The following is a 16,966-nucleotide window of genomic DNA, read 5'->3' on the forward strand; positions in this document are numbered from 1 at the left end:
TATAAGGTTTAATGCCCAATCTTTGCTGATGCGGCCGAACAGTTGCTTTTTGACTGGCAAAATTACCTTATTTATAGAACAGCAATACAAATGCAAAACGTAATCCGACCGTTTATCACAAACTATACCGGAAGTAGTTGAATAGGTGCGCCAGGGAGCCCTTTAATTTACTACGAGTTCACTTAAAAACACCCAGCCTGGTTTTCCTTTATTATTATGCCATGCGGGAAGCGCAGAAATGGGTTTTATTATAATCTTCAGGCACAACACTTCTGCCGTTGTTAAGCTAACGCTTTCCTGTAAAGATGCGGCAGGCTTGTTTTTTTCGGGTATGACAGGGGTTAGTTTACCCAGTAGTTTTAATTGTGCTTTATCTATTCCTCCCCATACTTCTATTTTCGCGGGCGGGAAAATGTGTCCGCCTGTATTTTGCAGCATTTGGAACAGAACATTTTTCGGACTTACCGCTTTATTGAAAAATAAATAATATGCGGCTTCATTTTTTTGGTAGCCCAGCCATTCTCCATTAGAAAAATTGGCAAAATCGCCCAATGTTCCATCGGTAAGCAGGGCAGGGGTTTCCGCACTGTATTTTGGATCGGGCCTGGTAATGAAGGATATAGAATCGGGCACAAATCCCTGCTTAATAAAAGCAGCCTGCACCGGTGTGCTTCCATACCATCCTTTTTTGTAAGCCTTCGCTATTAGCGTAACGCTTTGGTCAACAGCAATAGGTTCGGTATACAGCTTTCCACTCAGACTGTCGGGTTGTGTTCCATCTAAAGTATACCGTATATCCACACCTTTAAAGGGATGCTTGATTTCCAGCGTGGTAGTCTTATTAAAAATGCCCTGTGGTGTTTTTATAATAGGAGGGCTCAGCGCTATGATCACATCTCCCTTATCAATATAACCTGTTTCGATATAAACATTTGAAAATTTTTTCTTAAGCGGTTGTAATTGCAGACTGTCTATTTTGGTATCCCATACAAATACAGATTCCAGTTCGGGCAGGGGTAGAATTTTTGCTAATGCAGCAGCGGTAACTGCAGTACCGGAAAGCGTTATTTCGCGCAGCTTTTGCAATGTATTTAACTGTTCTACTCCTTTAGCTGTAACGTCGGTATAATTGAGGTTCAGCTTTTGCAGGTTAACCAATTGCTGAATCACTTTCATATCTTCATCCTTAACAGGCAGGCGCGACAGGTTCAATTCTACGATCTGTTGTTTTACGGGCAGAAGCTCTTCCAGCGCTTTGGTGGAAAATATATTGCGGCCATATAAATTAACCGAAAGCGCCGGTGAATTTTTCCCCAGCGGTACTACCATGCGGTAATTATTATTTAAAGCGAGCACTTTCTTTTCATCGGCCGCTTCAAAATCATACACGGGCTCAGCGGTATTTTCATCAGCCTGTAAATAATTGGTAGCCAGCAAGCGGAATGAATCCTGCTCCGGCAGGCTGAATAATTTACTTTCTGTTACCGCGCCTGATTTAATCCATGCGTACAACAATGCAGATTCAGCTTCTGTTAATTGCGGCTTGGCGGCAGGTGGCATATGCTTTTTGTCGTCTACCGGTAAGTGCAGGCGCCGGATCATTAAACTCGTATCTGGCTGCCCGGGAATAAATAAAGGCCCGGATTTACCACCTGCCAGAACACCCTTGAGGTTTTCGAGCAGCAGTTCCCCTTTCAGTTTCGACGCACTGTGGCAGCCGGTGCATTTGCTTTCAAGAATGGGTTGTATTACATCGGCAAATACAACTGCTTTTTCAGGAGGCACAAATTCTTTCTGTTGATTTAAAACAGGGGCCAGCACATAATCTACTCCATGGGTTAAATTGGCGCCCCAATGCCCTGTTATTATAATGGCAAACGTGGCGGCGACAGTAAAAAATTTCGTGAATACAATATGTTTAACCAAAAAGTCGTGATAAGAATAGAAGAGAAATCCCAGTATGGCAATGCTAACTCCGCCCCATTTATGCCAGAGCAATAAATCGCCTCCGCTCACATCTTCCAGGGATAACAGCATGCCCAGGATAGCGGTAATTACTGCCGATAAAGCCGCTGTAAGCCGCAACAAGGACAGCCATTCATTTTCTGCGCCTTTACTAACGGGGATCCACATTGTAAAAAAAGAGATCAGCAGTAATACGATAGGAAAATGAAGAAACATAGGGTGCAGCCTGCCTGCCACGGCAAGCCAACTGGGTATGTGCAGGAAGCTTTCAAATACAACCAAAAAAAGAAGAAAGACCATGCTGCCGAATAATACCCCGCCACCGATTCTTTTAACTGTTTGCATGTATATCGCTATAATTTTAAAATCGTTGTATATATCTGTTTGCTTAGCCCGTTTAAATTATCAGTACTGTGTTTGTACTAAAATATCGCCGGTATCCGGTAATGTCATGAAAAGCAACCTGCTTCTCTCACCTCTCCCTTCTCACCTCTCTCATCACACTATTCACTACTCACCTCTTACACCCTGCTAAACTTATAGGGGTATACTTTGTTTGATGCCCATTGTGCCACATAAATACTTCCTTCGTCATCTATGCACACATCGTGCGGATGAACAAATATCTTTTCCGTTTGCGACATCGGCTGAAGTTTGCCGTCTTTATAAACCGGTTCTGATCCGCCGATATTGGAAACCACTTTATTGTTTTTATCTAATATGGTTACAAAACCTGTTCCCGGGGAGTTTAAATCAGGTGAACGCAACACCGCTGCATACAGGTGATCGCCATGTATAACCGGCCGGCAAACGCAGGCTCCCGGTAATTCAATTACCTCTATCAGCTTTCCATCCATTGAAAATCTTTTGAAACAATTGCGTGTACGGTCGGTGATCAGCAAAGAAGGCGTTCCCTGTCTCCTGTCAACTGTTATACCATGCGCATTGTCAAGATTGGCTGTAGTATCTCCTTTGCCTCCAAAAAAATGTTTCAATTTTCCTTTTTCATCGTAATGCATAATGTATTGCGAACCATAGCCATCGGCAATATAAAAATCGCCGTTGTCTAAAACCGTTGTTTCTGTAGGAACGAATGCCTCCTTCTTTTCATACACACCTGTTTCCTTTGGATAATCTATCGTTAGTAAAATCTTGCCGTCCATCGTGGTTTTATATACCTGGTGCTTGTTGGTATCGGTAATAAATAGATATTCTTCTCCCCCGGCACGATGCAATGTAAGCCCGTGTGCACCCGGGAATTCATGACCCCAGCTTCCTTTTAGCTTACCCGATTTATTGTAAATAAGAATATTGTTTTTAGTTTCATTTGTTAGCAAAATGATGCGTCCTTTTTTATCCTGTATCATTTCGTGGCAATCCTTTACAGGATATTTTTCCGGGTTTAAGGCGCCCCATTTTACATTCATGCGGTAACGCATATCATTGTGCCCGTATATGGGGTCATTTTTTCCGGCAAACATATCTTTTGTAATGGCTACAGCACCTGCTGCTAATCCTGCGTTTTTTAAAAATTTCCTTCTGTTCATAAAGAATCGTTGTAGTAAGATTAATTGTAGAGAAATAAATTATTATGTAATGATATCTTTTACTACCGTGCCTGAAACATCTGTTAGCCTGTACCTTCTTCCCTGGAAGCGATAGGTAAGCCTTTCATGATCAAAGCCCAGTTGATTTAATATAGTAGCATGAAAATCGTTTATATGTACAGGGTTTTTAACGATATTATATCCGAATTCATCCGTTTCACCATACACCATTCCGGGTTTTATGCCACCGCCTGCCATCCAAATGGTAAAGCAGCGCGGATGGTGATCCCTGCCGTAATTATCCTCACTCATAGCGCCCTGGCAATAATTGGTTCTTCCAAATTCGCCGCCCCATATAACTAAAGTTTCATCTAATAATCCTCTTTGCTTAAGATCTGTGATCAATGCGGCGGATGGCTGGTCAACATCCCTCCCCTGTCCTCTCATTTCATTAGGCAGGTTGCCATGCTGATCCCATCCCTGGTGATACAGTTGTATAAAACGAACACCATTTTCCGACAGTTTGCGCGCCAGCAGGCAATTAGCGGCATAAGTGCCTGGCACCAGGCATTCCGATCCGTAGAGTTTCACTATATCATCCGACTCCTTTGATACATCCATGATTTCCGGTACGGCGGTTTGCATCCTGTACGCCATCTCATACTGTTGAATCTTGGTAGCAATTTCGGGGTCGCCAAAATTTTTGAGCTGTATTTCATTGAGCGCCGCAACCTTGTCTAACATTTTACGACGGGCTTCCCTGTCCATTCCATCGGGATCCTGTAAATATAAAATGGGGTTTTCACCACTGCTGAACTGTACGCCCTGGTGAATGGAATCCAAAAATCCGTTCGACCATAATTTTGAGTATACACCCTGCCCGTTTCCTTTACCGCGGGATAGTAATACGCAAAATGCAGGCAGGTTCTTATTTTCCGTACCCAATCCATAGCTCACCCACGAACCCATGCTGGGGCGGTTCCCCTGCTGGGCGCCTGTTTGAAAAAAGGTTAAGGCCGGATCGTGGTTAATGGCTTCAGTATGCATTGATCTTACAATGCAAAGATCATCTACGATCTTCGCCATATGCGGGAATATTTCGCTTACCCACGCACCGGATTGCCCATGCTGGTTAAATTTATAGTAAGACCCCACCAGCGGAAATGATTTCTGTCCCGAAGTCATGCCTGTTAAGCGCTGACCCTGCCGTATGGATTCAGGAAGATCCTGTCCCATCATTTTATTGAGCGTAGGCTTATAATCAAATGTTTCTAATTGCGATGGTGCGCCATTTTGAAACAGGTAAATGACTCTTTTTGCCTTCGGGGCAAAATGAGGGATACCAGGTATAAATCCCGCCTCCTCTTCCGCGGATCCTTCAAAGAGCCCAGGAATAAGCAACGAACCTAAGGCTGCACTGCCCAGCCCGATGCTCATGCGCGATAAAAATTTGCGGCGGTTAATATTTAACCCGTGTTGTAATAATTCTTTATCCATCACATCCTATGTTTTTGTAATTGCTTCTTCCATATTGTATATTACCTGCACCAGCCGTGCAAGAGCGGCTACTTCAGGGCCAGGAGCACTCTTCATTTTGTATTCTCCCACTTTTGTAACCTTTGCTATATTTTCCGGGTTGGCTTTAAACCAGGCATCCTGCTCATTGAAATATTGTATTAAAATATCCTGCTCCTGTTTATCCGGATGCCGGTTAATGATGCGTAAAAAAGCCTCAGTAACGGCCGCTTCAGTTTTTTCTTTCCTTTGCGTTAAGTGATCGGCCAGCGCCACCGATGCTTCTAATATAGTGGGATCATTCATCATGATCAGCGCCTGCAAAGGAGTATTGGTCCTTGATCTTTTTACTTCGCACTGATCGCGGTTGCTGGCATCAAAGATCATCATGGAAGGCGGTGGAACAGTGCGTTTAATAAAAGTATATAAGCCTCTCCTGTATAGTTTATCGCCGTGATCCTGCTTATAGGTTGCCAGTGAGCCCCTGCCCGATGTTGCCAGTTCCCACAAACCCGGTGGTTGATAAGGTTTAACACTGGGCCCGCCTATAACAGGTTGTAATAATCCACTGCTTGCCAGTGCCATATCCCGTATCATTTCGGCATTCATACGAATGCGCGGCGCGTAGGATAAATAAATATTCTGGGGGTCGGCTTTTAATTTTTCGGGTGAGATGACCGATGATTGCCGGTAAGTAGCCGACATATATATTTGCTTTACCAGTCTTTTAATATTCCACCCGTTTTCCCGGAAATCTACTGCCAGCCAGTCTAATAATTTAGGATTGGTAGGTAAGTCACCCTGCATGCCAAAATCGTTGGCAGATTTTACAATGCCTCTTCCAAAAATCTCCTGCCATACCCTGTTTACAAAAACCCTGGCGGTAAGCGGGTGTTTGGCATCAAAAAGCCATTCCGACAAACCCAGACGATTTTTAGGAAGATCGTCAGGGAAAGCCATAATAGATTTGGGTGTACCGGGTTGTACTTCCTCCGCATGCTGATCGTATACTCCACGCGAAAGGATATACGTTTTTCTTGCCGTATCCATGTCCTTCATTACCGATACCTGCAGTCCTGCAGTATCTGTACTGGTAATAAAGTTCAATACGCCCTGTAAATCTTCCCGTGTAATATCCATCCGTGGATTTTTGGCGTAAGTATCGCTTCCGCCAACTGTAGATTCTAATCCTACTTCTTTAATACTGTTGAAGAAAGCGGAAAGCTGGTAAAAATTTTTTTGTGAAATGGGGTCATATTTATGATCGTGACATTTGGCGCATTCAATGGTCATGCCCAGTATTGCCGTGCCCAGCGTATTGGTTCTGTCTACCACGTATTCCACGCGGTATTCTTCATCAATAACACCACCTTCTTCCGTAATTTTATGATTACGGTTAAAGCCGGTTGCCAGTATCTGCTCTTTTGTAGCGTCCGGAATTAAATCACCTGCCAACTGCCAGGTAATGAACTTATCGTATGATAGATTTTCATTAAAAGCATGAATCACCCAGTCGCGCCAGGGCCATTGCGACCTGTAATTATCATCCTGGTAACCATGCGAATCGGCATACCTTGCTGCATCTAACCACGGGATAGCCATTCTTTCTCCATAGGCAGGTTGCTGTAATAAGGCATCAATCATTTTTTCATATGCGTTGGGATCCGTGCTTTTTGCGAAGCTGTCTATCATGCCGGGAGTTGGCGGAAGCCCTGTAATATCTAATGCAATACGTCTCAGCAATCTTTCTTTGTCTGCTTCTTCATTGGGTGTAAGCCCATGCTCCTCCATCTTGCTTAAAACGAAATGATCAATTTCATTTTTCGGCCACGTTTTATTCTTTACTTTAGGAAGTGGTGCTTTTTGCGGAGGTACAAAGGCCCAGTGGGGTTCATATTTTGCGCCTTCTTCAATCCATTTTTTTATAATAACAACTTCGGCTTCGGTAAGGGTGGGCAAATTGCTTGAAGCAGGCGGCATCATAATAGCGGTATCGGTAGTTGATACGCGGATATAAAGCTCAGATAAGCCGGGCTTTCCGGGTACAATAGCATGTGCTTTGGGATTATCTTTTAATGCCTTGTAAGCTTCTTTCTCAATATCCAGCCGCAGGCCGGCTTCGCGTTTATTGGCATCCGGTCCATGGCAGGCGTAGCATTTGTCGGAAAGGATAGGGCGTACCTGGAAATTATAACTGATGGTTTCTGCACCAGCATCTTTATTTGTCTTTTCGCCTGAAAAGTAGACGAAAGTGAATATCACTGCTGCCCCAATCAAACAAATTAAAGCAACTATATAAAACTTCTTCATAATGCAAGTTTAACAACCGGGTTTTCCAAAGTTGTTTAAAGGATTACCTTAATTACCTGGTATTCCTTATAAGATTGTTTAAGGATGAAAATTATTATGGTAACAATAGTGCTTTACTAAGTGTGCCCTAAAGTTAAAGAATCTTTACAGTATCATTGCGATTTTTAAATAACTTATGATTATTTGGCGATTGCATTGTAATAATTAGTTATGTATCACTCATGTTTTTGTAATAGCTTCTGCCATATTGTATATTACCTGCACCAGCCGTGTTAATGCGGCTGTTTCCGGGCCTGCTTTGTTCTTCATTTTATATTCTCCGGCTTTTGTAACTTTTTCTATATTGGCGGGGTTGGTCTTAAAGTAAACTTCCTGTTCTTTATAATATTGCATTAAAATATCAAGTTCCTGCTTGCCGGGCTCCCGGTTAATGATGCGTTTAAAAGCATTGGTAACAGCCGCCTGCGCAGCGATTTTCTTTCCTGCCAGGCCATCGGCAAGGGCAACAGATGCTTCCAGTACTGTGGGGTCATTCATCATAATTAAAGCCTGTAAAGGTGTATTGGTTCTGGATCGTTTAACCTCACACTGATCGCGGTTGCTGGCGTCAAAAATCAGCATAGCGGGTGGAGGCACTGTTCGCTTAATAAAAGTATACATTCCTCTCCGGTATAGCTGCTCGCCATGATCCTGTTTGTATATCGTTAACGTTCCCCTGCCTGCCGTAGCCAGTTCCCACAAACCCGGTGGCTGGTAAGGTTTAACGCTGGGTCCGCCTATTATGGGTTGTAATAATCCGCTGCTCGCCAGTACCAGGTCGCGGATCATTTCTGCATTCATGCGAATACGAGGAGCGTAGGATAAATAAATATTCTGGGGGTCGGCTTTTAACTTTTCTGGTGGTATGGCTGAAGATTGCCGGTAAGTAGCCGACATATATATTTGCTTTACCAGTCTTTTAATATTCCACCTGTTTTCCCGGAAATCTACTGCCAGCCAGTCTAATAATTTAGGATTGGTAGGCAATTCGCCCTGCATGCCAAAATCGTTGGCAGATTTTACAATGCCTCTTCCAAAAATCTCCTGCCATATTCTGTTTACAAAAACCCTGGCGGTAAGCGGGTGTTTGGCATCAAAAAGCCATTCCGACAAACCCAGACGGTTTTTAGGAAGATCGTCAGGAAAAGCCATAATGGATTTGGGTGTACCGGGTTGTACTTCCTCCGCATGCTGATCATATGCGCCTCTTGAAAGGATGTAGGTTTTTCTTGCCGTATCCAGATCCTTCATTACAGACACCTGTAATCCTGCCGTATCTCTTGAAGTGGTAATAAAGCTCAGCACGCCATTCAGATCCTCCCGGGTAATATCCATGCGAGGGTTTTTGGCAGGGGCAATAGCATCCAATCCCACCTCTTTAATACTGTTGAAGAAAGCGGAAAGCTGGTAAAAATTTTTTTGTGAAATGGGGTCATATTTATGATCGTGGCATCTGGCGCATTCAATGGTCATGCCCAGTATTGCCGTGCCCAGTGTATTGGTTCTGTCTACCACGTATTCCACACGGTATTCTTCATCAATAACACCACCTTCATCGGTAATTTTATGATTACGGTTAAAGCCGGTTGCCAGTATCTGCTCTTTTGTAGCGTCCGGAATTAAATCACCTGCCAACTGCCAGGTAATGAACTTATCATATGGTAAGTTTTCATTAAAAGCATGAATCACCCAGTCGCGCCAGGGCCATTGCGACCTGTAAAAATCATCTGTGTAGCCACCCGAATCGGCAAACCTTGCTGCATCTAACCACGGGATAGCCATTCTTTCTCCATAGGCAGGTTGCTGTAATAAGGCATCAATCATTTTTTCATATGCGTTGGGATCCGTGCTTTTTGCGAAGCTGTCTATCATGCCGGGAGTTGGCGGAAGCCCTGTAATATCTAATGCAATGCGTCTCAGCAATCTTTCTTTGTCTGCTTCTTCATTGGGTGTAAGCCCATGCTCCTCCATCTTGCTTAAAACGAAATGATCAATTTCATTTTTCGGCCACGTTTTATTCTTTACTTTAGGAAGTGGTGCTTTTTGCGGAGGTACAAAGGCCCAGTGGGGTTCATATTTTGCGCCTTCTTCAATCCATTTTTTTATAATAACAACTTCGGCTTCGGTAAGGGTGGGCAAATTGCTTGAAGCAGGTGGCATCATAATAGCGGTATCGGTAGTTGACACGCGGATATAAAGCTCAGATAAGCCGGGCTTTCCGGGTACAATAGCATGTGCTTTGGGATTATCTTTTAATGCCTTGTAAGCCTCTTTCTCAATATCCAGCCTCAGGCCGGCTTCGCGTTTATTGGCATCCGGTCCATGGCAGGCGTAGCATTTGTCGGAAAGGATAGGGCGTACCTGGAAATTATAACTGATGGCATCCGGCTTATTGATGTTACTGGATTTTTTACCGGAAAAGCATATGAAAGTAAACAAAGCTATCCCACCAATTAAACAAAATAGTATTACTATATATTTTTTTTTCATAATGCAGTTTAACAACCGTTAACAGAGTTGTTTAAGAATATTATATGTTGATTGTTGGTGTGAGGTGAAATATTCTGTACTTATTGGCTTTGAAACTGAATTTAAAGTTAAAGAAATCTTTGCACTATGCTCCGGCGTTTTAAAGCGTTATATAATGATTGTGACAAATAATAAAAATGTAATCTTTTGCTTTTGATGCAACACTCTCTTATTGCAGGCTGTCAGGAAGAATGCAATACTATTTTTCAGCATATAAATAAAAAGCAAAAATTTATACCATGATAGTCACACCGGCACCATGGAACAGTAATTGATACGAAAAAAATTAAGCAAGCCCTGTTTACACTGCCATAGGGTTGTCACCAGCCCGTTTTAAGTTTGCATAGTATAATTTCATAATGCAAATTAACTGTATAACAAACCCCGGGAATGTTTTTGCCTGATTTAAAAAAATACTAAAACAATGGAACAGTTGGTAGAAGTATTCAAGACAAATGTTGAACAGGAAACACAGGCGGCCAAACTACTGGCCGCATTGGTTGATTATTTTCCGGCGTATAAGATTAATTTCGATCTGCAGGATTGCGATAAGATTTTGCGTGTAGAAAGTCGTAATGGCGCTATAGACAATAACCGGATAATAGAAGCAATTGGTGATTTCGGATATGCCATCGAAGAATTGCCGGATTAGAAGAATTTGAGATTTATGATTTAGGATTTGAGATTGAATTCCGCTTCGGATTTGAAATTTGACTCTGCCCCGGCGGGCAGGTTTTATTTGGTTTTTGTTTTTTGGTTCTTATTTTTTCTTCGAATTTAAAAATTAGGTTTCGGAATTCATTTTACTATATGTCTTACAGAAAGGTAATCTTATATATCGCTATGAGCCTCGATGGCTATATTGCAAAAGATGAGGATAATATTGATTTCCTTTCGGTTGTGGAGACGCCCGGGGAAGATTATGGTTATGCTGCTTTTCAGCAAACAGTTGATACGCTGATCTGGGGCAGAAAAACATATGATAAGGTTTTGTCTTTCGGTATTGATTTCCCGCACAAAAACAAAAAATGTTATGTGTTGTCCAGGTCTAAAACCGGTCATGATGAAAATGTAGAATATTACAACGGGGATATTAAGAATTTGATAGAGCAAATAAGAAAGAAAGACGGGAAGAATATTTATTGCGATGGGGGAGGAGAGCTGCTGTATGAACTGCTGAAGCATTCGCTGATTGACCAGATGATTATTTCTGTAATACCGCATTTAGTGGGTAATGGCATAAGGCTGTTCAAAGATAAACTACCAGAGCAGGCGTTGAAATTAACCCAAAGTGTAACATTTCCATCAGGGCTGGTGCAGCTTTGGTATGAGAAAGACTGAATTGACACGAAGCCCTTTTTTATTTATTATAAGGCGAATCCTGATCGTACCTCCGCATTTTATAATCAAATCCAAATTCACTCCTCATACTGCTGCAATGCACTATGGTACCGGTTTTAAATGCAATTAACCGCAAGGCGCTGTAGCCTGGGTAAATGATCAGCATGACCATGTCGATAGTCCAATGCCTGTTGTGGTTCATTATGCTTATTAATATTTAACAATAGAAATTTATTCTTAATCAATTATTATTGTTTGATTATTTTTAATTCTAAAACTCAGGGGAAAGAATGTATAACCCATCACCATATGATGAGAAAGCCGTTCTTTTAGCGGTGGCAAAAGGCGATGAGGAAGCTTTTACAAAAATTTATCACCATTATCGCAACAAAATCTTTACTGTTGCCTTTAAACTTATAGAATCGGAACAGGCGGCAGAAGAAATCGTTCAGGATGTATTTCTGAAAGTATGGCTTAAACGCAGCCATCTAAAGGAGGTAGAGCGGTTTGACTCCTGGCTTTTTATCATTGCACGCAATATGGTGTATTCTTTTCTCAGAAGTGGCGCCAATAATGTGAAAACGCTAACGCCGGAAAATGTTGATCCGGGATTTAGGGATTTATCCCAGGCAGATGCAGACCGGCTGGATGAAAAGGAGTTACGGCAGGTATTGGAACAGGCCGTTTGCAGGTTGCCTCCTCAACAAAGACTGGTATACCTGCTCAGCAAAGAAGAAGGATTAAAGCAAAAGGATATCTCAGAAAAAATGCAGATCGCCCCTGAAACTGTGAAGAAGCACCTCCAATATGCTATGCGAAGCATCCGGGCCTATATTCTTTCCAGGACGGATATCAGCCTTGCTATCTTTATTTTATGGGGATTTTGCAATATTTAAAATTCTCTTACCCCCTCCATAGTTTTTACGCGTCTTTAAGTACAGCGCCCTTTGCACTTAAGGACTAATTCGATCGTTATGGCTGTATCAGCACTGGCATATCTATTCAAAAAAAAACTGGCAAAAACAGCATCTGCTGAGGAAAAAGCTGCCCTGAAGCAATTGCTTCAGGATCCGCGGAATGAACCGGAGTTTAAAAGGTTACTGGATGAGGCATTTCGGGAAACAGGAGAAGAGCTTAAGATGAATGAAGTAGCTGCTGACCAGGTATTGGAAATAATTTTCAATGCTGAAAATAAGACCGATGGCAGCGGAAAGGTTGTGCGGATGGCTTCCCGGAAACGCAGAAACATCGTTGCCGCTGCAATAGCATGCATTCTCATCGTTAGCAGTCTTTGGATTATGCGGGAAATCAGGCAAGGCCGGAATACGGAACTGGTGCAAAATACAATACAGCATGATCTTGCTCCACCCGCATCACCAAAGGCGGTGCTTACGCTTTCTTCAGGAGCTAAAATCTTCCTGGATAGTGCCGGTTCGGGATCAATCGCAAAAGAAGGGAATGTAAACGTGGTGAAAATGCCCGATGGCCAGATCGTGTATAAAGGACAGGGAAAAGAAATCAGCTACCATACCATCAGTCTCCCAAGAGGTAGCAGACCAATGCAGCTTACGCTCTCTGATGGCAGTCATATCTGGCTTAATGCGGCATCTTCCATAACCTATCCTGCAGCATTTTCCGGAGCGAAAAGAAATGTAACCATTCAGGGAGAAGTTTATTTTGAAGTTGCTAAAAACCCTTCAGCCCCTTTCACGGTGCAAACCGGTCAAACAACCGTGGAGGTACTCGGCACTCACTTTAATGTTAATAGCTATGAAGATGAGTCGGGTGTAAGCATAACCTTGCTGGAAGGAAGTGTAAAGGTAGAAAAAACAGGTGCCGGTAAGGTATCACGTATGCTCACACCTGGTCAGCAGGCAATTGTTACACAATCAATAACCCTGGTAGATAAAGCCGATACAGAAGCTGTAATGGCCTGGAAAAACGGTTATTTTTCTTTAAAAGGAGCAGACCTTACCTCCATTATGCGGCAGGTTTCGAGGTGGTATGATGTAGAAGTAAGCTATAAAGGGGAAATAACCGATAAAAGGTTTGTAGGTATTATAAGCAGGGACGTCAGTTTGTCTGATCTGCTTAAATCGCTGCATGAATTTGGTATCAGGGGACAACTGGATAATCAAAAGCTGACTATAGAGAGCAAATGATTTTCGGGTTGCTGAAAGAAAACAGGGAAGTGTTTGCATCACTCCCCTGCGCTTGATTCGGTTAACCTTCTAAATACAGGTCGTGGACGACTGCTTTATTTATTAACCAAAACCATAACAAAGTTATGTTAAATGCTCTTTGTTCCTGCACCCATATTCACTGGGGCGCCGGATTTACCAAAACACTGCGAATTATGAGAATTACGGTGCTGCTATTATTTGTCGCCTGTATGCAGGTGAGTGCCACTGGATTTACGCAGAGCATTACACTTTCGCTGAAAAACGTCTCACTGGAAAAAGTATTCAATGAGATCAAAAATCAAACAGGTTATTCTTTCCTGATTGATCAAAAAGACATCAGGAAAACCAATGCCGTTGATATAGACATCAAAGATGCTTCGCTGCCTGAAGTATTAGATGCCTGTTTAAAAAACCAGCATTTAAACTATAAGATAATAGGCAAACTTATCGTTATCACCCCCTTGCGGGGTGGTCCGGAACCTCCGCCGGTAATGGAGCCGCCGGTTGAAGTAAACGGCAGGATAACGAATGAGAAAAATGAACCGCTTGAAGGAGCGAGTATCATTGTTAAAGGCACAGGCACAGGAGCCAATACCGATGATAAAGGCATGTTCATGCTGAAAAATATTGACGGGAATGCCGTATTGGTGATCAGTATGGTGGATTACCAGTCGCAGGAAATAGCGCTTAATAACAGAACTACCATCAATATCAGTTTGAAACCTTCACTGAAAGGGCTGGATGAAGTGGTTGTAGTTGGATATGGTACACAAAAAAAGGTGAATCTCACCGGAGCAGTTGAAACAATAGATGTGGAAGGGATAGGCACAAGGCCGTTAAGTAACGCCAGTATTGCCCTGCAGGGTAAGGTGGCTGGTGCATTTATATCTCAGAATTCCGGTCAGCCTGGTCATGATAATGCGAGCATACTCATTAGAGGTGTGGGAACATTTAATAATACTTCTCCGCTCGTTATGATAGACGGAATGGAAGGCAGCTTAAGTGATGTTAATCCAAAGGATATTGCTTCCGTCTCAATTCTTAAAGATGCTTCTTCTTCCGCCATTTACGGCAACAGGGCAGCCAACGGGGTAATCCTGATCACTACCAAACGTGGCCGCCAGGATAAAATGAACGTAGAGTACACAGGCTATTATGGCGTTCAGAAAGTAACCTCCATGCCCGAAGTACTGAAGGGGCTGGATTATCTTGACCTGAGTGCAAAAGCCTATTACAATATCAATGGGAGAAACCCTTCCTGGTATACAGACGAATACATGGATAATTTCCGCAACAATGTAGATCCGGTTGTATATCCTTTGGATTTTGATTGGGGAGATTTCCTGCTCCGTCCCGCACGTATGCATGATCATTATGTATCGGTATCCGGCGGATCAAAAGCCTTTCAGTATTCCGCATCCGTTGGTTACCTGGATCAGGATGGGGTAGCGATCGGTAACAATAGTAAGAAGCTGACCTTCCGGTCAAATTTATCTTCGCATTTTCTCAACGACAAACTGCATATTAATATCCTCGCATCCGGTCATGAGCAATCTATCAACGACCTGGTTGACGGGATGACTTCGGCATTTTATTTTGCCTATGTTGCTCCTCCCACGGTAAGAATGGTGATACCCGGTGTTGGTTACAGCAATTATGCATATGGCTATGGCGCTAAGGAAGCCGGTGGTATCAATACCATTAAAGCCGGGCCGCTTAATCTGAGGGGTGTCATCACACTGAATCCTTTCAAAGGACTTGAGCTGAATGCTTCTTACGGCATCTATAAAAATTTTTATGAGCAGAAAATATTCCGGCCTTCCGTACAATTGCAATCACTGAACCCGGATGGAACCGTGGTGTTGCCTACACCAAGTGTCTCTAATTTATCTTATGTGCGTTCAGAATCTCTCACCACCATATTCAACGCCTATGCTACGTATGCATTCAACCTGCAGGGTGTGCATAATTTTTCCGTCATGGCAGGAATGGAAGCCAGGGAATATGATAACCAGGGCTATGAAATGTCAAGGGCCAATTTATCGGTCAATATTCCACAGTTCGGATTCGGCGACCCTGTTACGCAAAAAAACAACAGTGACGCTTCCGGGTTATCCTGGCTTTCACAGTTTGGAAGGTTTAATTACAATTATAAAGGAAAATATCTTTTTGAAACAAACCTCCGCAATGACGGCAGTTCAAGATTCCAGGATAAATGGGGGCTTTTCCCCTCCGTTTCCGCAGGATGGCGGTTGTCTGAAGAAACCTTTCTCCGGGATCGTGTGAACTGGTTGTCTGATCTGAAGATCCGCGCTTCCTGGGGCAGGCTCGGTAATGAAAGTATCGGTCAGTCCTATGCTGCTTCCGATGAACTCAGCCTTAACCTCCTGTATAATTTCAATAATACGCTCTACCCCGCAGGCGCTGTTACCAAGCTCGCTAACAGGAGTACTTCCTGGGAAACCGCTGAAATGACAAACCTCGGTATAGACTTCAGCCTCTTTGATAAAAAGCTGGGGGGTAGTGTTGACTATTTTATAAAGAAAACCTACGATATCCTGATGCAGATTCCCGTGTCCAGTACGCTGGGGCTTACCACTATTCCTTACCAGAATGCCGGTAAAATGAAAAACCATGGGATAGAGATGTCATTAAAATATAATGACCGGATTGGAAAAGTTGGCATTGGGGTAAATGTAATGGGTTCACGTGTTACCAACCGGGTTACAGATCTGGCCGGCAGAAGTCCCATCATTAATGGTAGCCTGGTATGGAAAGAAGGAAGTTCCTATAATTCATTGTATGCGTATGAAACAGAAGGCATCTACCAGTCGCAGGACGAGATCAACAAACACCTGATCCTTACTGATAAAGATGGCAATTCAACCAATCCCTATGTAGGACTGGTTCCTGCACCGGGAGATATAAGATTCAAAGATCAGATTACGGTGGATCGCGACCACGATGGTATTGCGGAGTCAAGAGACGGTGTGATTAACGAAGATGATAAAGTAATCATCGGCAGATCCTATCCTGACTGGACCTTTTCGTCCACCATTTCAGGCGACTGGAAGGGAATTGATCTGACAATATTTTTCCAGGGTGTATATGGGGTTAACTCACTGAACCAGGGATTTGTTACTTCACCCTTCCACGGGGGGGCTGCCAATACCGGCGCCTGGTATAAAGATTCCTGGACGGAAGAAAATCCAAGTAAAACCATACAGCGTGTGTATTCAGATCCATCCCGCTATGATATTGTCTCTGCTTACTATATGGAAGATGCCTCCTATATCCGGTTAAAGAATGTAGAAATAGGGTATACGTTGGCCGGCAATATTATACGACGTACGGGGCTCAATCCCGCCAATACAAAACTGAGAATTTTTGCCAATGTGCAAAACGCTTTTACCTGGACAAAAATGCGTTTCGGTTACGATCCTGAAAAACCTTCAACGATCATTAATTCTCTTCAATACCCCCAGGTTAGAATATATTCCTGCGGAGTGAATGTTAAATTTTAAAGCGCTTCTTTTT

General features: G+C 43.0%; 10 protein-coding genes. 5 read left to right on the plus strand and 5 right to left on the minus strand.

Going from position 1 to position 16,966, the window contains the following annotated elements:
- Positions 1-162: 162 nt before the first annotated feature.
- The 5 genes from FRX45_RS03645 to FRX45_RS03665 all read right to left on the minus strand — a co-directional run bounded on the left by FRX45_RS03645 (position 163) and on the right by FRX45_RS03665 (position 9,866).
- The gene (locus tag FRX45_RS03645; protein WP_152267052.1) at positions 163-2,310 is read right to left on the minus strand and encodes a chitobiase/beta-hexosaminidase C-terminal domain-containing protein; all 2,148 of its coding nucleotides are present in this window, start codon (positions 2,308-2,310) and stop codon (positions 163-165) included.
- A gap of 176 nt (positions 2,311-2,486) precedes the next feature.
- A complete protein-coding gene (locus FRX45_RS03650; RefSeq protein ID WP_152267053.1) occupies positions 2,487-3,512 on the minus strand; it encodes a twin-arginine translocation signal domain-containing protein in 1,026 nt (341 codons plus the stop codon).
- A gap of 42 nt (positions 3,513-3,554) precedes the next feature.
- Positions 3,555-5,009: a DUF1501 domain-containing protein gene (locus tag FRX45_RS03655; protein WP_152267054.1), complete on the minus strand. Its 1,455-nt coding sequence runs from the start codon at positions 5,007-5,009 to the stop codon at positions 3,555-3,557.
- A gap of 6 nt (positions 5,010-5,015) precedes the next feature.
- Entirely contained in the window at positions 5,016-7,337 is a 2,322-nt protein-coding gene (locus FRX45_RS03660; RefSeq protein WP_152267055.1) for a PSD1 and planctomycete cytochrome C domain-containing protein, read from the minus strand.
- Positions 7,338-7,556: 219 nt separating this feature from the next.
- Entirely contained in the window at positions 7,557-9,866 is a 2,310-nt protein-coding gene (locus tag FRX45_RS03665; protein ID WP_152267056.1) for a PSD1 and planctomycete cytochrome C domain-containing protein, read from the minus strand.
- Between the two features lie 463 nt (positions 9,867-10,329).
- Here FRX45_RS03665 and FRX45_RS03670 point away from each other — a divergent pair, with 463 nt between their 5' ends.
- The 5 genes from FRX45_RS03670 (at position 10,330) to FRX45_RS03690 (ending at position 16,953) form a co-directional block, all read left to right on the plus strand.
- Positions 10,330-10,557 (plus strand): hypothetical protein, encoded by a 228-nt coding sequence (locus FRX45_RS03670; RefSeq protein WP_226804928.1) that lies wholly within the window; start codon positions 10,330-10,332, stop codon positions 10,555-10,557.
- A gap of 158 nt (positions 10,558-10,715) precedes the next feature.
- On the plus strand, positions 10,716-11,246 hold the full coding sequence (locus tag FRX45_RS03675; RefSeq protein ID WP_152267057.1) for a dihydrofolate reductase family protein: 531 nt from the start codon (positions 10,716-10,718) through the stop codon (positions 11,244-11,246).
- A gap of 290 nt (positions 11,247-11,536) precedes the next feature.
- Positions 11,537-12,142 (plus strand): RNA polymerase sigma factor, encoded by a 606-nt coding sequence (locus FRX45_RS03680; RefSeq protein ID WP_152267058.1) that lies wholly within the window; start codon positions 11,537-11,539, stop codon positions 12,140-12,142.
- A gap of 78 nt (positions 12,143-12,220) precedes the next feature.
- A complete protein-coding gene (locus FRX45_RS03685; RefSeq protein ID WP_152267059.1) occupies positions 12,221-13,408 on the plus strand; it encodes a FecR domain-containing protein in 1,188 nt (395 codons plus the stop codon).
- Between the two features lie 194 nt (positions 13,409-13,602).
- On the plus strand, positions 13,603-16,953 hold the full coding sequence (locus tag FRX45_RS03690; protein WP_193311571.1) for a TonB-dependent receptor: 3,351 nt from the start codon (positions 13,603-13,605) through the stop codon (positions 16,951-16,953).
- The last annotated feature ends 13 nt before the right edge of the window (positions 16,954-16,966 follow it).

Source organism: Agriterribacter humi (genome assembly GCF_009192765.1).
In the GTDB taxonomy this organism is placed as follows: Bacteria; Bacteroidota; Bacteroidia; order Chitinophagales; family Chitinophagaceae; genus Agriterribacter; species Agriterribacter humi.